This is a genomic window from Snuella sedimenti (assembly GCF_016428595.1).
Taxonomy (GTDB): domain Bacteria; phylum Bacteroidota; class Bacteroidia; order Flavobacteriales; family Flavobacteriaceae; genus Snuella; species Snuella sedimenti.
Genome location: NZ_JAELVQ010000023.1, coordinates 41,969 through 63,592 on the forward strand (window position 1 = coordinate 41,969; position 21,624 = coordinate 63,592).

Genomic DNA, 21,624 nt, shown 5'->3' on the forward strand with positions numbered 1-21,624 from the left:
CTATTTTTGCGCTATGCAAGATGTTATAAAAACCCTTCCGAAGCAGGCCAAAGATAAACATAACGAGAATAAAAAATTCTTTGCTAAACTAAAAAAGAAACCGCCAAAGAATTTGGATTATATCATGCAAGAGTTGCACGATGAAGAATTTAGGAAAACCGATTGTTTAAAGTGTGCCAATTGTTGTAAAACAACAGGGCCGTTGTTTACCGATAAGGACATTGATCGGATTGCTAAGTTTTTTAAAATGAAACCGCAGCAATTTATCGATCGGTATTTAAGGATCGATGAGGATAATGATTATGTATTGCAAAGTGTGCCCTGTACGTTTTTGGGAGCTGACAATTATTGTTCAATTTACGAAGTGCGTCCTAAAGCTTGCCGGGAGTTTCCGCATACCGATAAAAAGAAGTTTCAACAAATATCTAGTCTTACCTTGAAAAATATTGCAATATGTCCTGCCGCTTTTAACATCGTTGAAGCTATGAAGAAGCAAATAAAAGTGTAATTCAGTTCTGTTTAGTAAGCACTTTTATGGAGTTCTAGTCATTTTTGATTTTTTAGTATCTTTAAAATCAAAATTTTAAATCATTGGAAACCATATTAACGTATTTTGAAACCATTCCATCCCTTCATAGAAGTTTAATTTTAGTTGGAGGTCTTACCTTTTTTTGGGTACTTGAAAGCGGACTTCCTTTATATCGATTTGATTATAAAAAATGGCGGCATGCCATTCCTAATATCTTTTTTACCTTAACGACTGTAGCCATTAACTTTGTGCTGGCTTTTTTGTTGGTAAAATCGGCAGATTGGGTTATGGCAAGCGATTTTGGAATTCTTAATTGGCTTCCAGAAATGTCTATTGGAGTGTATCTTATCTTGGGCGTTTTTTTAATGGATTTTTTCGGGGCGTACCTACCGCATTATGTAGAGCATAAAGTTAAACCATTATGGATGGTGCATTTAGTGCACCATACCGATCATGAAGTAGATACGACTACAGCCAACAGGCATCATCCGCTAGAAAGTGTCATTCGGTTTGTATTTACCTTAGCCGGTGTTTTTATTATTGGTGCACCAATAGGTATTGTAATGTTATACCAATCAATGTCCATAGTTGCTACCCAGTTTACACATGCAAATATAAACTTACCAAAAAAGGTAAATCGAATTTTAAGTTATGTGTTGGTGTCGCCAGATATGCATAAAGTACATCATCATTATATGTTGCCTTATACAGATTCTAATTACGGAAATATTTTTTCCGTTTGGGATAGGCTTTTGGGGACTTACATGGAGTTAGATCGAGAGCAAATAGTTTTTGGAGTTGATGTATTCCCAGATCCCGTGGAGAACGGAAACATTAAAGACTTGTTAAAACAACCATTTCAAAAATATAAGAAACCAACCATTATTCCCGAAACAGATCAGTCATAGATTAGGTATTTAGATCGTATTGTGTCAAATACCTTAAGACCCTCTTGCCAAGTTGCTTTAATGGCATCTTCACTCAAGCCCTGTTCAATTTGTTGTTGTAGTTTTTTAGTCCCAGCCAGTTTGGTAAAAAAAGCATTAAAGAATAGTGTTTTGTCTTTTGTATTCTTATAACTCGTAATCAACCAGGAAAGGTTTAAGGAGTTTAATATGGGCGTTTGTGTTAGGTTTTTACCGTAGCATAGTTTGTTTAGGTGTTTGGGAGATTTGGCTCCTTCATTGGGTTGTGGTGTAAAGGAATAATCGTAAACTTTTGAATTAAGGAAAGGGCTTCCAAAAATTTGAAATTGTAAGTTCGTCCCTCTACCAGCATTCACATTGGTGCCTTCAAAAAAGCATAGGCTAGGGTATAGGTTAATGGCTTTTGCATTAGGTAAATTGGGAGATGGTTTTATTGGTAACTCATAAGAAGTCGTATGTGTGTAATGCTTAATAGGAATAATCTTTAGGTTACATGGAATGCTGTTATCTAACCATTTTTCGCCATTTATCATTTGAGCATATTCACCTATGGTCATCCCATGCACTACAGGAATTGGATGCATGCCCACAAAACTTTTATGATCGGGTTCTAAAACAGGGCCGTCAATATAGTGACCATTCGGATTTGGCCGATCCAATACTATAACGGGAATTTGCTGTTCGGCACAGGCTTCCATTACATAATGTAGGGTAGAGATATACGTATAAAATCGGACTCCTACGTCTTGAATGTCGAAAATAACAACATCAAGATCCTTAAGTTGTTCCTTTGTTGGTTTTTTATTGCTACCGTAAAGGGAAACAATAGGTAAGCCGGTTTTTGTATCGATCCCATCTTTTACCACCTCACCTGCATCAGCCTTGCCACGAAATCCATGCTCTGGAGCAAATACTTTTCTAATAGTTATGTTTAATGATAAAAGAGAATCTACCAAATGTGTAAATGTATTTGTCTTTTTAAAAATAACACTGGTTTGGTTGGCAACTATACCAACACGTTTACCTTGTAGCAAGGCTAAATAGTTTTCAGTTTGGTTGGCACCAACGAGAGGTGCGGGTATTTGTAATGCATTAATTAGGTTGGGATTACCCTCTTGTTTTTGTTGGATTACCTTAGATTTTGAAGTGTTTGCACAAGAAATTAGTATTAAAACAAATAATAAAACTGTATTTTTGAAAATCTTAAACCCCATGATATAATTTGAATTACGAGTTTTTTATAGCTAAACGCATTATTGGTAGTAAAGCATATAAAAGTAGTATATCGGCACCAATAATAAAAATCGGCATTGCGGCAATTGCAATTGGTATTGTGGTAATGATGGTTGCTATAGCGACAGGTATAGGTTTGCAACAAAAAATACGAGATAAAGTTGTTGCTTTCAATGGGCATATTACCATCACCAATTACGATAGCAATAATTCTCAGGAGAGTATCTTTCCTATATCAAAAAATCAGAATTTTTATCCAGAATTTAAGCCGGTCGAAGGCATTACACATATACAGGCAGTAGCAACAAAGTTTGGTGTGATTCGTACCGAAACCGATTTTGAAGGCGTTGTTTTTAAAGGCGTTGGCAGCGATTATAATTGGAATTATTTTAAAGATTTTCTTATTGCTGGTAGGTTGCCGTTATTCAATGAAAAGTGGAGTGAGGAAGTTTTAATATCGGAATATCTAGCTAAAAGATTGGGGTTTAAGGTTGGTGATGAATTTCAAATGGTGTTTGCTAAAGAAGATCCAGAAAAACTACCGAGCTATCTCAAATGCCATGTTGTAGGTGTTTACAATTCAGGATTTCAGGATCTGGATAAACAATACTTGATCGGGAATATTCGTCATTTACAGCGCTTAAACAAATGGAAAAATGATGAGATAGGGAATTTTGAAGTGTTTATAGAAGATTATGATGACTTGGAGCAAAAGGGCATTGAGGTTTATAGGCAAATCCCGTCAATGATGGATGCATTTACAGTAGTTAACAAGTATGCGTCTATCTTTGAGTGGATTAGTATTTTTGATAAAAACATTTATGGTATTATAGGTATCATGATCCTTGTAGCAGGTATTAATATGATAACCGCTTTGTTGGTTTTAATACTCGAACGTACACAAATGATAGGTATTTTAAAAGCCTTGGGAAGTAATAATTGGAGTGTTCGAAAATTGTTTTTATACAATGCTTCTTACCTTATTCTTTTGGGGCTGTTTTGGGGTAACCTTATAGGATTGGGGCTGCTGTTCGCGCAAAAGTATTTCAAGCTCCTCCCTTTAGATCCAAGTGTTTACTATGTAACCGAAGCACCCGTTTATATAAGTTTTGGATACGTTATGGCTTTAAACATTGGAACTTTAGTGCTCTGTTTGTTAATGCTTTTAGTGCCGTCGTACATCGTTACTAAAATTTCACCTGTAAAAGCCATAAGGTTTGAATAGCCTATAAAATGGAATTATTCAATTAAAAGGTTAATTTTAAATATTTTATCTAGAGTTATTGAAATAGTTCAAAAGGATATTCGTGTTAGGCAATGTTTTATATTAGCATATTCTAATGAAATTTAGACATTCCATAGTCATTCGATTAGCTCTGTTTTTTACAGGCCTGATAATATTTTCTATTTTACTGTCGGGGTATTTGGTTTTCGAAAAGTCTTCAAAGGTTATTACCGAATATGCCAGAAATCGTATAGTACATGAATCAGAACTTGCCGAACAAGCATTTTATGCTTTGTTGGGTGAGGTTTCTAACGATATTGCCGTAATTGCTTCAAGTCCAACATTAAATAATTATGTGCTGGATCCGTCCATAAGATCCGCTCAGGATGTCAATACCTTATTTAAAAGTGTATTAAGTAATAAAGAATCGTATTTTCAAATACGGTTTATTGGTATAGAGAATAATGGAAAGGAGATTATCCGGTTTGATAAAAAAGAAGGGCGTGTTTTGAAGTCAGCTGAACTTCAAGAAAAAGGAGATAGGGATTATTTCAAGGAAGCGATCGGTATTGAAAAGGGAGCACTTTATTTTTCTAAAATCAACCTAAATGAAGAGTACGGTGTTGTTAACGAGCCTTATATTCCAACCTTAAGAGCAGCAAGTCCAATTTTTAATGCAGCAAATCAGGTAGTCGGAATTGTCGTAATTAATGTAGATTTAACAAGATTATATGTAACCCTCGATAGGATATCAAAAGAAGAATCTAAGCTATATTTAGTTAATAGAGAAGGAGATTATTTATACGCGTTGAATAGGGGCAAACTATTTGCGTCACAAACAGGTAGCGACTATAATTTTTATTCAGATTTTAAAATAGATTTCAATCACTCTTTTGTGTCAAAGCAAGTTGAAACAGGATTCCCAATAAATTTAAATAATAACTTACTTAGTTATGTAAAGCAATTAAATTATTTTAGGGGAAAACGAAGCCTTTATTTGGTTGTTGTCGTAAAGCGGGATACTTTACTTCAAAGTGCACATGCTGTTAGAGCGAATAGTCTGCAAGCCTTGCTTTTAGTATGTTTGATATGTATGTTATTATCATGGTTTTTTGTGAGTATTATTTCTAAAAAGATAAATCAAATTACCAGGGCGATTAGTAATTATGATGAAGGATTAGTAAGTGATATTCCACTGCCTGTTAGTAGAAATGATGAGATTGGAGTTTTGGCAAGAGCATTTAAAAAGATGAAGACCAAGATCGATCATAATGTTAACGAGCTTAATGTGGCTTTGGAAAAAGAAAGATTGGCAAAGCAGCAACGAGATGAGTTCTTGCAAAATATGAGCCATGAATTGCGGACACCCCTTAATGCTATTTTGGGACTTACCCAACTGTTAAAAAAGAATAGCCAGTCAAATTCCCAGCAACCAATTATTGAAGCATTAGATAGAAGTGCTAATAATTTAGCAGGACTGGTATACGATGTTTTGGATCATAAAAAGATAGTAGAAGGGACTTTACGTATTGAATACAGATCAACCAATATAGGGAATCTACTTAGGGATATTTATTCAAGTTATCAATACGAAGCTATTAGGAAAGGATTGGTTTTTACAGTCGAAATAGATGCTGAGCTTGAAGAAGAGATGTTTCAAACAGATCCCTTAAGACTATCGCAAATGGTTACCAATTTGGTTGTGAATGCTTTAAAGTTTACTCCTAAAGGTGAAATCAAATTATTGGCGCGAATAAAGCATAATGATCCAAAACAATTAGAAATAAAAGTAATAGATACTGGGATTGGTATTCTTCCCGAAAATATTGATAAAATAAATGATAGGTATTTTCAGGAAAGTAAGGAATTGTCGGGGCGTTATGGAGGTTATGGTTTGGGGCTGTCAATTGTAAAACAATTGTCATCATTGTTTGGAGGGTATTTAAGTGTGGATTCTAGAAAAGGTATTGGGTCAACGTTTTGCATAACTATCCCTATTGTATCAGCTAATGAGTCTAAAGTAAAAGAAGAACTGGTTAAGACTCAAGACGTTCCTGAATTAGAAAAGCTTTACAAGATACTTCATATTGAAGATGATGTGTCTACAATAGAGCTTGTAAAACATATTTTTAAACATAATGCTATAAAATTAGTACAGGCAAGTAATGTGCATGAGGTTTCAAACTATTTGAAAGAAAATAAGCCCGATCTTGTTTTTAGTGATTTATTGCTAAATGATACCCATTTAAAGGCTCAATTGAAGCAATGGGTACAATCAAAAAAAATAGCCTGTCCTCTTGTTTTAGTCTCAGCTTCAGAGCCAGAGGTGATGCAAACAATAACGCCTATATATTTCCAGAAACCGTTTAAAGTAGATGAAATAAAAAACTACACCTTTAAAGTTTTAGGAGCAAATGAGTTTTTTCCACCAAATTTTTCAAGTGTTTATAGTAATTATGACTATGATAAAGAAAAAATAGCAAAGGTTGTTAATTTGCTTATCGATGAATTTGAGACATATAAAGATCGTATTGAAAAGGCTGTTACGAGCAAAGATCAAGAGGAATGGGAGGCTATATTGCATAAGCTCATCGCCCATATTAATAATTTAGAATTAAGCTCCCTTTTTGAGTTGTTGCCAGATAAAGTGGAAGGTGTTTCGTTAAACCAATTACAGAAAATACAAAACGCATTTGCCTATTACTTGTGTTGTTTTAGAGAGGAAAAACGGATTAATTTAAAAGACTGATTTTTTGGTAAAGTGTTTTTTCATAACTCTGGCTAAGTGGCACGTGATCGTTGTCTAATTCTATAACATTATTCCCAATAGAAATTATTTTGTTCAGATTAACAATATAAGAACGGTGAACGCGCTGAAAAAAATCGGGTAATTTAGTCTCAAGATCCTTTAACGTCATGAGCGTTAATATTTTTCTTTTTGTCATGACCACAGAAATATAATTGGCTTCAGATTTAAAATAGCAAACATCTTCTAAATTTACTTTTACCAGTTTATTGCCATCTTTAATGAAAAGCCGTGTTTCTTTTTCTTGATGCTTTGAATGGAAAACCTGTGCTTTTTGAAACGCTTTAAAGAATCGTGGAAAGTTTATAGGCTTTACTAAAAAATCTATAATCTGATCGTAATTATATGAATCCAAAGCAAAATTTTTATTTGATGTTATCATAATTACAGCCGTATTGTGAGGTGCTATTTTTAAAATATCTTCCCCAGTGATATCAGGCAAGTTATAGTCTAACAAGATAATGTTAAAGTGCGAGCTGTTGATCATATTTATCGATTCAAATCCTGAAGTCGTTGTTACTACACTTTTTATATCATCTATTTTACTACAAAAATGTTCAAGTAAATCGCACATTAATGGGTCGTCATCAACAATAAGGCATTTCATTCGTTTAAATTTTATTGCTTTTAGTAGATCAGGTGTTGTTTGTCAATAATCATTTTGGTAGCCATTAACTTAATTATGATGGCTCATTTCCTAGGTTTATCAAATAAAAAGGGTGTTTCATCAAGCAATATAATCAATCCGTACAATAATAAAGAGATATGTTAAGTAAAATAGTAATATTGGACTAACAAAAACCAACCCAATTATGAAATTAAAATTACAGCAAGCTTTGCTTGCCCTATCTTTATTATTAGTTTTTACAAATTGCAAAAATGAAAAAAAAGGAGCCATTGCAGATAACGTGGCTAAAATGGAAGCTGAGCCAAGAGGAAAGGATAATATAGCCTATCAGTGGGCATATATAGCGCTTGAAGGTACAGCAAATGATACGGACAAATTTAAGCCAAGACCAACGATTACCTCAAGATTTTTAGGATTGATTTTTACATCAATGTTCGATGCCTGGACACGCTACGATGATAAGGCAAATCCGGTTTACCTTAATGATGTAGCCCGTCAGCCTGAAAATAAAAGAACCCTAAAGAATAAAGAAATAGCGGTGAGTTATGCAGCTTATCGTGCCCTAAGCGAATACTATTATTCAGATAGTATTATGTTTAAGAATAAAATGATAAAATTAGGTTTGGATCCTAGTAATGAGTCTTTGGATCCTACAACACCAGAAGGGATAGGCAATCTGGCTGCAAAAATGGTTATCGATGCACGTAGGCATGATGGTTCCAATCAATATGGTGATGTCGAAGGATCTATGGGTAAACCGTATTTCGATTACACGGGATATAAACCAGTTAACGATGCCGATACTAATGAGGACATCAACAGATGGCAACCTAAATACTTTTCAGATGGTAAAGGAGGAAAATTTGCTCCCGGTTGTTTAACACCGTACTGGCAAAAAGTAGAGCCTCTGTTGCTTAGCAAAGCAGATCAGTTTCGGCCAGGACCTCCACCTATGTTAGGTTCAGACCAGTTAAAAGAAGAAGTAAAAGAAGTCGTGGAATTACAGGCTAATTTAACTCCGGAACATAAAGCTTTGGTCGAATTTATGCGAGATGGTCCTAAGTCGGTACAACAAGCTGGACACTGGTTAAAGTTTGCACAAGATGTGTCGTTAAGGGATCAGCATACCCTTGATGAAGATATAAAAATGTATTTTCTTGTCGAATCGGTTGCCATGGATGGATTCATAGCATGTTGGGATTCTAAAATGTATTACGATTATGCAAGGCCTTATGCTTTAGTACATGAGTACTATCAGGATCAGGTTATTGACGCCTGGGGAGGCCCAGATAAAGGTATGGTGAAAATGAAAGGACAAGAATGGCGTCCTTATTCCCCAGACACTTTTTTATGCCCTCCATTCCCCAGTTATGTGTCTGGCCACAGCACCATTAGTGGAGGCTGTGCCGAAGCGCTAAAGCTATTTACTGGAGATGATAAATTTGGTGTTGAAGTAGAATTGATTCCCGGTGCGCTTACCGAACCCAATAATCTTGGAGACCCAGTAGTCCTCGAGTTTCCAACTTTTACTAAAACAGGAGAAATGGCAGGAATATCTAGAGTGATGGGAGGGTACCATATTCAAGCAGATAATATTGAAGGACTTAATTTAGGACGCAATATAGCACGTTACAATTACAAGAAATATTTGGAACTTATTGGAGAATCCAATGATAATTTATAGCTAGAGAGAGTTGTTAGTTTGAAATTCGCCCCTGTTACATGAAAATTATAGGGGCGAATAATTTAAAAAGAAAGTAGGTATGACGCGTTTTATTTCACACATAAATAAGTACAGATTACTAAGTATTAGTATTGGCATAATTTATCTTTGGTTTGGGGCACTTAAATTTTTTCCTGAGTTGAGCCCTGCTGATGCTTTAGCTAAACAAACGATTACATTTTTAACAGTTGGATTTCTTCCAGAAAAGGTTAGTATTTTAATGCTGGCACTTATAGAGGTGACCATTGGTGCGTTTTTAATATGTAATTTTCAGATTAAAAAGGTAGTCATAGCAGCAATCTTGCATTTAATGTTTACGTTTATTCCCGTATTGTTTTTTCCCGAAACGTCCTTTGCTAAAGCGCCTTTTGTCCTAACTTTGGTTGGACAGTATATTATTAAAAACATTGTAATTATTAGTGCATTGCTCTTTATATATCCTTTAGAAGAGTATAAAAGGGAAGCCTTTTAAGATGCCTCTGTAGCATTCCTAATTAAATTAAAAACTTCAAAATATAAAGGAGGGTATATTGCTCTTTTATAATCAGATTATAATTGAACCTAATGAAAAATAAATATTTTATAAGTACAGTTTTTGTACTTTTTCTATGCTTGTATACAGGAACAAATAAAATAAAAGCTCAAGGGTGTGTTGCCATTCGTGGTTACTCGTCATGCAGTGCAGGAAATATGGATAATGGGATTAACCTAAAGCAAGGAGAGTTTACGGTAGGTTCTAACTTTAGATACTTTGAATCGTTCCGACACTTTAGGGGAACTGAAGAAGAGATAAATAGGGTAGAGGAAGGTACCAATGTAATAAATGATTCCTATTTTTCTGATATTACATTTAATTATGGAATTACCGATAGATTTTATACCAATGTGTTAATTCCTTTTGTTTCGCATACTAGATCGTCATTGTACGAACATGGTGGTAATAGGTTTGGTGATAGACATAGTACGAAGTCTAGCGGATTGTCGGATATTCGTTTAGGTGCAGGGTTTTGGCTGTTTAAACCTAACAGTAAATCTTTTAATTTAGCATTAGGGACTGGAATAAAATTGCCTACAGGTGATTATAGGTATACAGATACCTTTTACAATCAGGGAGATAATAAAGATATGATGGTTGATAATGTTGTTGATCAATCGATACAACCAGGTGATGGTGGTTTAGGGTTTAATTTAGACCTTCAGGGATATCACATGTTGTCTCACCATTTTATGCTAACAACAACGTTATACTATTTGTTTAACCCTAGAGAAACGAACGGGGTTCTAACACGCAGAGGGTCAAGTGAATTTTCGGTGCCAGATCAATATGCTGTACAATTAGGAGCTTTGTACTTTACAAATGTTAAAGGTCTTAACATGTATTTAGGAGGAAGGTTAGAAGGTGTGCCTGCTTCTGATTTAATAGGAGGTAGCTCAGGGTATAGGCGTCCCGGTTATGTAATTTCTGTAGATCCAGGAATTAATTATAGTGTAGATAATTTAACTATGAGTTTAAATGTTCCAGTTGCTTTAGAGCGTAATAGAACACAAAGTTTTATAGATAAGCAAAGAACTTCTGAAACAGGAGAATATAGACATGGTGATGCAGCTTTTGCCGATTACCTTATAAGCTTTAACCTTACCTATAAATTCTCTAAGAAACAGGAAGATAAGGGCATAAAGACATCTGTTAATGCGCTTGATTTTAATATGAAATGAGCCATAACAAATCTTGATATTCACCGAGATGATTATTGGCGAATTACATCTGACCCATGAAAAGCAATAAATATAAACAGATGAAAAGTTAAATTATAGTTGTTATGCCCAATCGTTAATCAAAAAGAATTTTTCGACGCTCTGCGTCGGGGTTTCCGTTGAAATTGTCATTCCCGTGAAATCGAAGATTCATGAATACAAAAATTTCAAAATATTATATATGAATAAAACGAGAATCTAAGAGACTGTTTAAAATTCGTTTTTGAAATTAGTTATAGGTCATTTTTTTGCCAATTAAGGCTTTAAAACCGGAGTTTAGCAGCGCTAAATGAGGATTTTCATAACGAAAAGTGGAGAAAAAAGGAGCATAACAAAACCAAAAGGTGGAATTTAAACAGTCTCTAAATACAGAATTTCGGTTTTTGGCCTTGTGAGGTAAAAATGAAACGAGCGAAACCTGTACTGAGCATGCCGAAGTGTACTCCTATGGCTCTGCCTCGGGGATAGTTCGTTTTTTCTCGTTTATTAAATTACGATAGAGCCCTTAAGGTTTAAAAACTTTCCTTGGTTAAGTTGTTATAGGCTATACATACGGCTTTTATGTTGGCTTATTGCTGTTTAAAAGCTCAGCTCAATTTTTTATACATCCAATACTTGCAATTCATAGTTGTTTCTAAGTTTTATACCGCTTTGGAATTAAAATGAATACCCTTATTGAAGCTATATTATATTACTTATACTTAAAAAAAATTAGTATAAACAAATAGGCTTTTAAGAGCCTATTTGTATGTTTTTTATTATGTTTTAAATATTTTTTTAGACAAAATGTATAAAAATACCGATAAAATGTATTATTTTTATACTTTTCAAATATATTAACTATGAAAGTTAAGCAAATATCACTAGAAGAATATGATTGGAATGCTAGCCTTTCCTCTTTACATATTAACGCTAATGTGTTTTTACTTTTTATTTCTCCTAAATTTAAGGAAAAGCAAGAAGTTATAGATGCACTAAGGAAAGCGTATCAAGATGCCTGTATTATTGGATGTTCGACAGCTGGAGAAATATCGGATGTTTCGGTTAAGGATAATACAATTTCCTTAACAGCTATTCAGTTAGAAAAGGTTGTTTATAAAAAGGTTTCTGTAGAGGTTGATGATATGAGTTGTAGTTATAGTGCAGGGCAAGAATTAGCCACCGAGCTTTTCAATGAAAACTTAAAACATGTACTGGTTTTAAGTGATGGTTTAAATGTTAATGGCGCCGATTTGGTTGCTGGCTTAAAGACAAAATTGCCGGATGTTAGCATAACAGGAGGATTGGCTGCAGATGGATCCGATTTTTGCCAAACGTTTGTAATTAATAATGGAAAAATAGTAGATAAAACTGTTATAGGTTTAGGGTTTTATGGAGAAGGATTAAAAGTTGGTTACAGTTCCAAAGGAGGATGGGATAGTTTTGGAATAGAAAGGCTCGTGACTAAATCGGATAAAAATGTTTTATACGAATTAGATGGTCAACCAGCCTTAAGGCTTTATAAGTCTTTTCTGGGAGAACAAGCCAATAATTTACCAAGTTCAGGGTTGCTGTTTCCATTAAGCATGCGAATAAATGAAAATACAAAACCTATAGTTAGAACCATATTAGCTGTCGATGAAAAAGAACAAAGTTTAACATTTGCAGGTAACATTCCAGAAGGGTCATATGTTCGATTAATGAAAGCTAATATTAATAGGTTAATTAATGGTGCTGAAGAATCAGCTATTTCAGCGAACAAAGAATTATTGGAAACATCAGAACTGGCTATACTTATCAGTTGTGTGGGAAGACGGTTAGTGCTTAAACAAATGGTTGAGGAAGAAGTGGAAGCGGTAAGGGGCGTATTAGGTCCAAAGCCATGTGTAACGGGATTTTATTCCTATGGGGAAATAGCACCATTCGAAGAGTTTTCACCTTGTGAACTACATAATCAAACAATGACTATTACAACACTGTCAGAATGTTAAATAATAATTTACATAGACTTTTAAAGCGGCAGTTGGAGAAATCTGGATTGGATGTTGAGGGACAGCCAGGATTTGCCGACTTTTTAAACATGGTTGATCAAGCTTACAAAGGCTTTGATAAAGATGTTAGCCATATAGAGAATATTTTAGAGAAAAGTTCCAAGGAATTGTTTGTTGCTAACCAAAAGTTAAAGTACGAAAGGGATTTTACTAAAACAAAGCTACAGAATATAGTAGATAACCTAGGAGGGGTTATTTTTGAAACAAATCTTGAAGGGAACTTTACCTTTTTAAATAATGCCTGGACCAAATATTCAGGATTTCCTCTTGAAGATTCTATTGGGAAAAGTTTCAAAGATTTCCTTAAAGAAGAAAATATAGAAGGAAACAAAAAGTTTGATGAAATATTTTACTCTGGAAAAGAGAAAGTTAAATTTATTTTCAAAAATAAATACAATAATAAAGTATCGTGGTTTGAAGTAAAGGCTAAACTTATTTATAATGCCAATGGGTATCCAACAGGATTTATTGGAACCATTATAGATGTAACAAACTTAAAAGAAACAGAAATTGAACTGCATAAAGCTAGTAAATCTAAAGATACGTTTCTTTCAACCATGTCCCATGAAATAAGAACACCGTTGAACGCCGTTACGGGATTGACAAATATTTTGCTAATGGAAAAACACCTTCCAGATCAAACAGAAAATCTCAAAGCATTAAAATATTCGGGCGAACATTTACTAGGTTTAATAAATGATTTACTGGACTTCGACAAAATTAAATCTGGGAAATTAAAAGTTAATGAGGAGGATTTTAATTTAGATTACTTTTTAGAAAATATAGAGTCTCATTTTAAACTAAGAGCAGATTCTAAGGGAATTGCGTTTAGACTACAAAAAGGTGATGACCTACCTGCTAATATTATTGGTGACCGATTAAAGTTGGCTCAAATAGTAAAGAACTTATTGAGTAATTCTTTAAAATTTACAGAACAAGGAAGTATAACGCTTAGTGTTAAGAACTTCGGAATAGATAAAAATAAAGTAAAGCTTCAGTTTAGTGTTATAGATACTGGCATAGGAATATCAGCAGATAAACAAGAAGCCATTTTCGAAAGTTTTATGCAGGCTGGATCCGAAACTTCAGTAAAATACGGTGGTACGGGACTTGGCTTGTCTATCAGTAAAAAATTATTGAACCTACAGAATAGTGATTTAAGAGTAGAAAGCGAACTAGGAAAAGGCGCTACGTTTACATTCGACATTACATATAAAATAAGTAATAGACTTAATGTATATGAGCCAAACATGATAAAAATACAGCCAACCTACGATGCTTTAAATGTTAATGTATTGGTTGCTGAAGATAATAAAATGAACATTTTGATTCTTAAACGGTTTTTTTCTAATTGGAAAGTTAATTTTAAAATAGCAGAGAATGGTAAGGAACTATTGGATATTTATAGAGAAACCGACTTCGATTTGATATTGATGGATTTACAGATGCCCTTAATAGATGGTTATGAAGCTACAAGAGTTATTAGAGAGTTACCAGATGATAACAAAGCAAATATTCCTATTATAGCTTTAACGGCATTTGCACAAACAGATATAAAAGAAAAAACAAAGCATTATAAAATGAATGGTTTTATGGGTAAACCCTTTAATCCAGAGAAGTTGTATCTGTTACTTAAATCCTATAGCAAAGAAGCGATTAATAAAAAAGCGATGTAAATTTTTTAAGCCTCAGCATTAAAGAATACTTTATAAAAGTGCATTTTTTTCTCATCATCATATCCTCTTTCCATAAATTCAGTAGAAGCCTCTGGGGCATCTATATCTAGCTTTATTTGTATGTTAGTGTCTAATTTAATATCGGTTTTAAACTTTTTCTTTTCTTTGTTTACAACTGCTTCAGCTACATCAAACTGGTTTCTAAGGACTGTATTTTGTTCACTTTCAAATGTTTTTTTATAATCATCGAAGAGTGTTTTGTGTTTGTCTTCTTCAAAAATTTCATCCTTGAATTTTTCAACAGCTACTATTTCATTTTCTTTGAAATAATCAATGGTTTTAGCTAAGAAGGCATTTTGTTCTTGGGCACCATAAGTACTTTTAATAATTTCGGTCGAAAACTCTTTACAAAGTTCAATGTATTGTTGTGTGTGGTTATTGGCATCGTCAGCATATTTAATATTTAAAAAATGATTGATCCAATATTGCGTGTCATAACTATTATTGTCTACCGATAAAACAATTTTACCCTCGTTGTCAGATTGATTCAAAATTAAGCAGCCTTTGTCTACTTTTTTAGAACTAATGCCTTTTTGTACCACAACATCATAACTGTTGTTTTCTAAGTAGGTTTGAAAAAAGTTAATTTTGCTTTCAATTTTAAAAATACCAATGGCGTTAGTGGTTATATCATTAAATTCAATACCGTCAAACAATACTACCAATACATCGCCTGTTTTAATTTGAGCCGAATTAGATTGTTCGAATAAATGCGTAACAATATGCTTTGAAATATCTACGAATGCTTCTTCATCGTTAAACAACTGCGTTGTGTAACTGTTAATTTCATTTAAGTTAATGTCGGCATGATGGTTAAAACGATAACTTTGCACCACACTGCCAAAAGGCCTTAATAAAAAAGGGAGCATTAAATCGTAGCTAGCCTCGTCAAAGTCTACTGTCTTTTCCGAAAATGCATTTTTTGTACTGTTGAATTTATTCCCAACTTTGTGGATGATAAATTTTGAAATTGAGGCATTTTTTCTTGAAATCATAATCTGTAAAGCATACTTGTTATATAGGATGCAATACTATTAAAAATACCTGAATTTACTCATTCAGTTGGTGGTTTTATTCGACTAATTTATCTTATAGACGATAACAGTATTATCTTCACCTTTAATAACGAATTCTAGGTTTCTATCCTTGTCTATTTGATCTAAATCTATGGCAGAATTACCATAAACAGGAAAGTTAGGCAATAAGTTAGCAAGACTATCGTACAGATATACTTTATGGGATTGCAGGTCGGTTATAGCAACGTAAATTTTGTCATTAATATAGAATAGCTTCGGCATTGAATAACTCCCATAATCGATTTCTATAGTATTATTTTTAATTGACAATTTATTTTCACTATGCGCAACCAGGGTTTTGCTAGAAGCTACGATACTATGGTTTTTTGATAATTCTAAGTTTTGTGTTGCAGTGTTTCCTTTAGTGTCAATGCTTATTAATGAACCATCAGCGGTAGTTGTTGTAAATTTGTTTCGGAATAGATAAATAGCTTCAGTTGAAAACGTTGTATTTGTTGTTTTTGGAGTAATCCTTTTTCGTCCCGTTCTGTCCAATATGTAAAGTTTGCTTTGGGTTTTAATAATAATATAATCTTTACTGCCTATTCTAAAATGCTTTGGTTGACTTATTATCTGGTTATTAGCAGATTTAAAAATAAAACCTTTTACAATTTGAGCTTTAACATTATACATTAATACATGCTTGCCTTGTGTAACCAAGAGCCTGTAATTTTTGTTTTTATCGTAATCGAAAACAGAGAGGGGTTGGGTTATCTCGTCATTAAACTTACCAGGAAAGGGAGCAACATCGTTGCCATTTCTGTCAATTACATAAACACGGTGCGGGGTAGCAAATGCCAATTGAAGTCTTCCGTTCTTGTAAATATCAATTTGTTTAATAGTCCCTAAAACCGGACCATGTAACTGTTTTTTCCAAAGTACTTTACCTTTATTGGAAATTAAATACAAGTTGTTGTTAATGTCTTGAACAACTATTTCCTTTTGATTTGTTATATGATTGGTAACAAATTGTGGTGAGTTTAAAAGTGCTTTGTTTAATTTTACAGTTAACTCCTCTGAAATTGAATTTAATTTGGCCTTAGTTTTACTTTTTTTAATAATACCATTAACATGTGCAAAATTCGTATCGTATATAAATTGAATAGCAGAAGCCTTGTAGTTGTCTAATTTTAAAACAGAATTGTTGTCAAAGTTTTTAGAGAGAGTATTTTCTAAACTCGAAGCACTGTTAACCACCAATAAAGAAGCAGCATCACTTAGCTGTTCTTTAATGGTTTTAAAATAACTACGTTCACTAAAAGTTGTTTTGTTTTGATAATTGGAAATAATGTTCTGTAGAAGCTCTATATCGTTTGCAAAAACAAAAAAATTATCAAGTAAACAATACTTGCTTGCCTTCTTAAATGTTACTAATGGAGAAAATGTTTTAGAAAATAAATCAGGAGAACTAAAATTAAAAATAGGTATTTCTCTATAGGTGCTTACTTTGCTTTGTTCGCTTGCTAAGGCATCTTCAGTTGCAATGACATCAATAGAATTTAATACAATAGCCTGTTCACTGCCTTCATAAATAATACCTATTTCATTTACATTGTCAAAAAGAGTGGTTGTTATATTGCCAGAAGTCCCTTTAAATTTGGATAAATTAGTTTCAAAATCTTTAAAATTATTAAATGTAAAACTCATAAAGCCATCACTATTGGCTGGGACAACATTTTGGCAAAGATTTTCTTGTGGAATAGTGTTTTTAAAAATATTGATAAGACTCTTAGATGAATCAATTGCCTTTGTGATTCCATTTAAAATCGTTTCGTCTTGATTTATGTCAACGTCAAGAGCTGTATAATTAGTAAAAGAGTTAGTGTTTATAGAGTCCTCAAGAAAAAAAGGCTTTATAAAAAATGTATTGGACTCACTTATTATGGATGCTGTCTTGGTAATATCAATAGTATTATAAAGTTTTTGCAGCTCAATATTTTGAGGAGAATTGTTGTAAACGGTTTCTGTTATTTTTTTAGATGATGAAGTAAAAAAGATGCTGTCTACAATCGTACTGTAAAACGTATTGCCATTTAATTTTGACCGTGTTATCGACTTGCTTTTGTGCTTAAATGTTTCTTCAGTATAGTCCGTTAAAGAGTCGCTTTTAAAAATGTCTGGATGGTATTTGGTAATAGTGGTATAATGAAGGCTGTCCCTTTCATCTTGGGAAAAACAAATTAAAAGGTCTTCGGTTGTGTTTAAATAAGATAAATAGTCTAGTTTATTTTCAAGTTGCTTATAAGTAGCCGTAATAGATAATCTTTGTAAAAAATCACTGTTTTTTATGCTGCTTTTAAGGCTTTCAAAGTTGGAGGTTTTAACAAGTGTTAGTGTGTTCTTTGGGATAAAATGAATGAGTTTAGAGCGATTTGTTTTGGTGTCGGAGCAATTAAGAGTTATTATACCAAGAAGAATAAAACAAAAGAATCTCATGAAATCATTTAATTTTTACAAACCTACATATTTTCATTTTATAGCTCAAATAAAAGCGTGGCAATCTGGAAGTAAAACCCGTTAGTACATTAAAAATTAAAAGTTAATTGATCCGGTAGAAGTTTAAAAGATTTTCTGTGATATTCTGTAATACCATATTTTTGTATTGCCTCCCTATGTTCTTTTGTTGGATAACCCTTGTTCTTTTTCCAGTTATACATCGGGTATTCTTCATGAATGGTGTCCATGTATATGTCTCGATATGTTTTAGCTAAAATTGATGCAGCAGCAATACTCATGTATTTACTGTCCCCTTTCACAATGGTTTCAAAAGGAATGCCGTTATAAGGTTTAAATCTGTTACCATCAACAATTATAAATTCAGGGGTTGTATGTAAAGCATCAATGGCCTTGTGCATAGCCAAAATAGATGCGTTTAGTATATTTATGGAATCTATTTCTTCTTGGAAAATATGAGCTACCCCAAAGCTTAATGAGACAGATTCTATAATTGGTTTTAAGATATTTCTCTTTTTTTCACTTATTTGTTTAGAATCGTTTAACAAAACGTTTTTAAAATCCTTAGGAAGTAGAACAGCCGCTGCGGTAACAGGACCAGCCAGACATCCCCGTCCAGCTTCATCTGTACCACACTCTAGAAGATAATTGGAATGATTTTTTAGTAGCATTAACAATTGTTTAATGAAGCAAAGCTAAAATATTAAAGTAAAATCATAAATGAAAACACTTAAATTGTATTAATAAGAAAAAAACTACCTCTATTAAGTTATTATTATTTTTGATTGCAAATTTTAGTTAATTATTACACAATCAATGTGTTTTATGTTTATTTTTTAAAACTTATAAGAATTTGTTTATATATTTTTATTCTTTTTCTTGTTTTTTTAATATAAAATTAGGATGTTTGCTTGTGACTAACTCAAAATAAATATTTAGGTCATCCTGATTTTATGTCAGATGAGTGATATTTTAAATAAAGAAAACCAACTAATTTTAGTTGGTTTTCTTTATTTAAAATATTTCCCTATTCTTAACGTTCAAATAATTACTTTTGTTTCGGAAAATTAATTAAGGCCTGTAGCAAATAATAACATGTCGCATAACAATTGTCTACAAAGCGAAAAGCGTTGGCTATAAAAAGAAAAATAATTAATGCAGATAAATAAGGTAGGTTTAGCACTTTTTTTTGTGTTGTTGTTTAATGCTGTAAATGCACAAGATAGAACGCGATTTTCAAGAGAGCGTATGAGTGGTTTTGAACGTCAGGATACACTTAGTCCAGAAGCCAGAAAATCTACAAGTATAAAGAACCTTAAAAACCCAGATGCTAAAATCCAAGATTATTTAATCATTTCTTACAAAAATGATACAACCTATGTAGATACCACTTTAACAATACAAAAAGAGTACAAATTTAATTATTTAAGAAAAGATAACTTCGGATTAATGCCATTTTCGAATTTAGGACAGACTTACAATAGTTTGACCTATAATTTTGAAAGTATGCGTTTAATGCCTCAGTTTGGTGCACGGGCAAGGCATTTTAATTATATGGAAATTGAAGACATTAACTATTATAGAGTCCCTACGCCGTTAACCGAGTTGTTTTTTAAGACAGCTTTCGAACAGGGGCAACTTGCAGATTCTTTTTTTACGGTAAATACATCGCCTCAGCTTAACTTCTCGATTGCTTATAAAGGATTGCGTTCTTTGGGTAAATACCAACATTTACTTACTAGTACAGGTAATTTTAGGTTTACAACCAATTTTCACGCCAAGAATAATCGTTATGGGATAAAAGCTCATATTGTTACTCAAGATTTATTGAATCAGGAAAACGGAGGGCTTCAAGATGTTCCAAGCGTAGAGAATTTTGAAAGCGGAGCAGAAGAGTTTTTAGATCGTTCTATTTTGGAAGTGAACTTTGAAAACGCCGAAAGTATACTACGAGGTAAACGTTTCTATGTAGACCATGCCTATAAAATAATAAAAGAGAAGGATTCTGTATCTCATAACAACCTAAATATTGAGCATGTTATGTCTTTTGAGGACAAGTATTTTCAGTTCGACCAATCTAATGCTAATGGTTATTTTGGAGATGCTTTTAAGAGTTCTGGGCTAAAAGATCGTGCCACCCTAGAGCGTTTTTTTAATCAGCTAAAATTAAACTACAGTAATAATATATTAGGACTACTTCAATTTAGTGTTAGTAATACGAATTATAATTATGGATACGACAAGTTGGTCGTGCTTAATGGTAATACAATAACCAATAGGCTGAAAGGAGATGTTTTTGCTGCAGGAGGTATATATCGTAAACAATATAAAGGCTTTGACCTGCAAGGTGAATTTGGGATAAATGTAGCAGGTGATTTTGAAGGTAACTTTTTGAAGGCTCAGGCTTCTTTTAAGCTCAATGATGACTTGTTGGTTTTAGCATCTCTTAACCATAGCTCTAAAGCGCCCAATTATAATGTGTTGCTTTATCAAAGTGACTACATTAATTATAATTGGCAAAATAGTTTTAATAACACAGAAACACAGCAATTAGCCTTTCAGCTAAAGGTAAAAAAAATAGCTGATTTTACTGTTGATTACACCACGATAAATGATTATATATATTTTAAAGAAGATGAGACGAGTGGTTTGGTTAGGGCATTTCAAAATAATGGTAGCATAAATTATTTGAGGGTTAAGTTGGAGAAGGAAATACGCTTTAATAAGTTTGCTTTAAACAATACAGTGCTATATCAAAATGTTCAGGACGATAATAATGTGTTTAACGTGCCTGAGTTAGTAACACGTAATACCTTATATTATTCTTCTCATTTGTTTGGTAAGGCGATGTATTTACAAACAGGTATAACATTCAATTATTTTACAAGCTATTATATGAATGCTTACGATCCATTGTTGGCAGAGTTCTACGTGCAAACAGATAGAGAGTATGGAAGTTTTCCTAGATTGGACTTTTTTGTAAATGCCAAGATACGTCAGACAAGAATCTATTTAAAAGCAGAACATTTCAATTCGGCTTTTACAGGCTATAATTATTATTCAGCTCCAAACAATCCATATCGAGACTTTACCGTTCGTTTTGGTTTGGTCTGGAACTTCTTTTTGTAGGGTATTGTTTTGGCTTGATCTTGTTTCAGGGACATTTTGGGTTGTAACTTATTGGTTATGAGCTGTCTTTTTTTGGTATCGAAAAAAGATTGAAAAAAAGTTCAAAAAGGCATTGCGAAAAGAAAAAAGGATTGTATGTTTGCAGCCGCAAAAACGGTCACGGTTTTGCGGGAATAAAAAGTTCGTTTACAGGTTGTTTTTTGGTGTTCGGGAGGTTTTAAAAAAACCTTCGAAAAAAAACTCAAAAAACATTGTGGGAATAAAAAAAGGGTTTTATATTTGCACCCGCTTAACGAGGAAACGAGTTGGGTTTAGAAGATAATAAAGTTCATGGACATATTGAATTGACAGCGTAAGAGGGTTATCGGAAACGA

At 33.2% G+C, this 21,624-nt stretch carries 15 protein-coding genes; 10 read left to right on the forward strand and 5 right to left on the reverse strand.

The window, feature by feature from the left end; translation table 11 throughout:
• Positions 1 to 13: 13 nt before the first annotated feature.
• Positions 14 to 508: a YkgJ family cysteine cluster protein gene (locus tag JF259_RS14525; RefSeq protein ID WP_199116291.1), complete on the forward strand. Its 495-nt coding sequence runs from the start codon at positions 14 to 16 to the stop codon at positions 506 to 508.
• 83 nt (positions 509 to 591) lie between these two features.
• Entirely contained in the window at positions 592 to 1,437 is an 846-nt protein-coding gene (locus JF259_RS14530) for a sterol desaturase family protein (RefSeq protein ID WP_199116298.1), read from the forward strand.
• On the opposite strand, the gene JF259_RS14535 is transcribed toward JF259_RS14530, so the two are convergent.
• On the reverse strand, positions 1,428 to 2,669 hold the full coding sequence (locus JF259_RS14535) for an exo-beta-N-acetylmuramidase NamZ family protein (RefSeq protein WP_199116299.1): 1,242 nt from the start codon (positions 2,667 to 2,669) through the stop codon (positions 1,428 to 1,430). The two genes, JF259_RS14530 and JF259_RS14535, sit on opposite strands and share 10 nt — an antisense overlap.
• An 8-nt stretch (positions 2,670 to 2,677) precedes the next feature.
• On the opposite strand from JF259_RS14535, the gene JF259_RS14540 reads away from it, so the two are divergent.
• Both JF259_RS14540 and JF259_RS14545 read left to right on the forward strand, forming a co-directional pair.
• On the forward strand, positions 2,678 to 3,913 hold the full coding sequence (locus JF259_RS14540) for an ABC transporter permease (protein WP_199116300.1): 1,236 nt from the start codon (positions 2,678 to 2,680) through the stop codon (positions 3,911 to 3,913).
• 115 nt (positions 3,914 to 4,028) lie between these two features.
• Entirely contained in the window at positions 4,029 to 6,662 is a 2,634-nt protein-coding gene (locus tag JF259_RS14545; RefSeq protein ID WP_199116301.1) for an ATP-binding protein, read from the forward strand.
• Here JF259_RS14545 and JF259_RS14550 read toward each other — a convergent pair.
• Entirely contained in the window at positions 6,646 to 7,326 is a 681-nt protein-coding gene (locus JF259_RS14550; RefSeq protein WP_199116302.1) for a LytR/AlgR family response regulator transcription factor, read from the reverse strand. The two genes, JF259_RS14545 and JF259_RS14550, sit on opposite strands and share 17 nt — an antisense overlap.
• Positions 7,327 to 7,531: 205 nt before the next feature.
• Between JF259_RS14550 and JF259_RS14555 the strand changes: the two genes are divergently transcribed.
• From JF259_RS14555 to JF259_RS14575, 5 genes are all read left to right on the forward strand, one after another.
• Positions 7,532 to 9,031 carry a vanadium-dependent haloperoxidase gene (locus tag JF259_RS14555; RefSeq protein WP_233164312.1) on the forward strand — a complete coding sequence of 500 codons (1,500 nt, stop codon included), beginning with the start codon at positions 7,532 to 7,534 and terminating at the stop codon, positions 9,029 to 9,031.
• A gap of 79 nt (positions 9,032 to 9,110) precedes the next feature.
• Positions 9,111 to 9,542, forward strand: a complete 432-nt coding sequence (locus tag JF259_RS14560) for a doxx family protein (RefSeq protein ID WP_199116303.1) — start codon at positions 9,111 to 9,113, stop codon at positions 9,540 to 9,542.
• 92 nt (positions 9,543 to 9,634) lie between these two features.
• Positions 9,635 to 10,786: a transporter gene (locus tag JF259_RS14565; RefSeq protein ID WP_199116305.1), complete on the forward strand. Its 1,152-nt coding sequence runs from the start codon at positions 9,635 to 9,637 to the stop codon at positions 10,784 to 10,786.
• Positions 10,787 to 11,667: 881 nt separating this feature from the next.
• Positions 11,668 to 12,795 (forward strand): FIST signal transduction protein, encoded by a 1,128-nt coding sequence (locus JF259_RS14570; protein ID WP_199116307.1) that lies wholly within the window; start codon positions 11,668 to 11,670, stop codon positions 12,793 to 12,795.
• The gene (locus JF259_RS14575; protein WP_199116309.1) at positions 12,789 to 14,531 is read left to right on the forward strand and encodes a PAS domain-containing hybrid sensor histidine kinase/response regulator; all 1,743 of its coding nucleotides are present in this window, start codon (positions 12,789 to 12,791) and stop codon (positions 14,529 to 14,531) included. The genes JF259_RS14570 and JF259_RS14575 overlap by 7 nt, the downstream gene beginning before the upstream one ends.
• Before the next feature lie 5 nt (positions 14,532 to 14,536).
• On the opposite strand, the gene JF259_RS14580 is transcribed toward JF259_RS14575, so the two are convergent.
• The 3 genes from JF259_RS14580 to JF259_RS14590 all read right to left on the reverse strand — a co-directional run bounded on the left by JF259_RS14580 (position 14,537) and on the right by JF259_RS14590 (position 18,792).
• Complete coding sequence (locus JF259_RS14580; RefSeq protein WP_199116311.1) at positions 14,537 to 15,586, reverse strand: nucleoid-associated protein; 1,050 nt, start codon at positions 15,584 to 15,586, stop codon at positions 14,537 to 14,539.
• Between the two features lie 84 nt (positions 15,587 to 15,670).
• Positions 15,671 to 18,103 (reverse strand): ribonuclease HII, encoded by a 2,433-nt coding sequence (locus JF259_RS14585; protein WP_199116313.1) that lies wholly within the window; start codon positions 18,101 to 18,103, stop codon positions 15,671 to 15,673.
• An 89-nt stretch (positions 18,104 to 18,192) separates the two neighbouring features.
• Positions 18,193 to 18,792 (reverse strand): ribonuclease HII, encoded by a 600-nt coding sequence (locus JF259_RS14590; RefSeq protein WP_199116315.1) that lies wholly within the window; start codon positions 18,790 to 18,792, stop codon positions 18,193 to 18,195.
• 484 nt (positions 18,793 to 19,276) lie between these two features.
• Here JF259_RS14590 and JF259_RS14595 point away from each other — a divergent pair, with 484 nt between their 5' ends.
• Complete coding sequence (locus JF259_RS14595; RefSeq protein WP_199116317.1) at positions 19,277 to 21,250, forward strand: putative porin; 1,974 nt, start codon at positions 19,277 to 19,279, stop codon at positions 21,248 to 21,250.
• Positions 21,251 to 21,624: the final 374 nt, after the last annotated feature.

Bases quoted from the DNA above. Each gene is read 5' to 3' on its own strand.
- JF259_RS14595 (WP_199116317.1), top strand. From the start codon at position 19,277: ATGCAGATAAATAAGGTAGGTTTAGCACTTTTTTTTGTGTTGTTGTTT.
- JF259_RS14580 (WP_199116311.1), bottom strand. From the start codon at position 15,586: ATGATTTCAAGAAAAAATGCCTCAATTTCAAAATTTATCATCCACAAA.
- JF259_RS14560 (WP_199116303.1), top strand. From the start codon at position 9,111: ATGACGCGTTTTATTTCACACATAAATAAGTACAGATTACTAAGTATT.
- JF259_RS14525 (WP_199116291.1), top strand. From the start codon at position 14: ATGCAAGATGTTATAAAAACCCTTCCGAAGCAGGCCAAAGATAAACAT.
- JF259_RS14570 (WP_199116307.1), top strand. From the start codon at position 11,668: ATGAAAGTTAAGCAAATATCACTAGAAGAATATGATTGGAATGCTAGC.
- JF259_RS14535 (WP_199116299.1), bottom strand. From the start codon at position 2,669: ATGGGGTTTAAGATTTTCAAAAATACAGTTTTATTATTTGTTTTAATA.
- JF259_RS14565 (WP_199116305.1), top strand. From the start codon at position 9,635: ATGAAAAATAAATATTTTATAAGTACAGTTTTTGTACTTTTTCTATGC.
- JF259_RS14555 (WP_233164312.1), top strand. From the start codon at position 7,532: ATGAAATTAAAATTACAGCAAGCTTTGCTTGCCCTATCTTTATTATTA.
- JF259_RS14575 (WP_199116309.1), top strand. From the start codon at position 12,789: ATGTTAAATAATAATTTACATAGACTTTTAAAGCGGCAGTTGGAGAAA.
- JF259_RS14550 (WP_199116302.1), bottom strand. From the start codon at position 7,326: ATGAAATGCCTTATTGTTGATGACGACCCATTAATGTGCGATTTACTT.
- JF259_RS14590 (WP_199116315.1), bottom strand. From the start codon at position 18,792: ATGCTACTAAAAAATCATTCCAATTATCTTCTAGAGTGTGGTACAGAT.
- JF259_RS14585 (WP_199116313.1), bottom strand. From the start codon at position 18,103: ATGAGATTCTTTTGTTTTATTCTTCTTGGTATAATAACTCTTAATTGC.
- JF259_RS14545 (WP_199116301.1), top strand. From the start codon at position 4,029: ATGAAATTTAGACATTCCATAGTCATTCGATTAGCTCTGTTTTTTACA.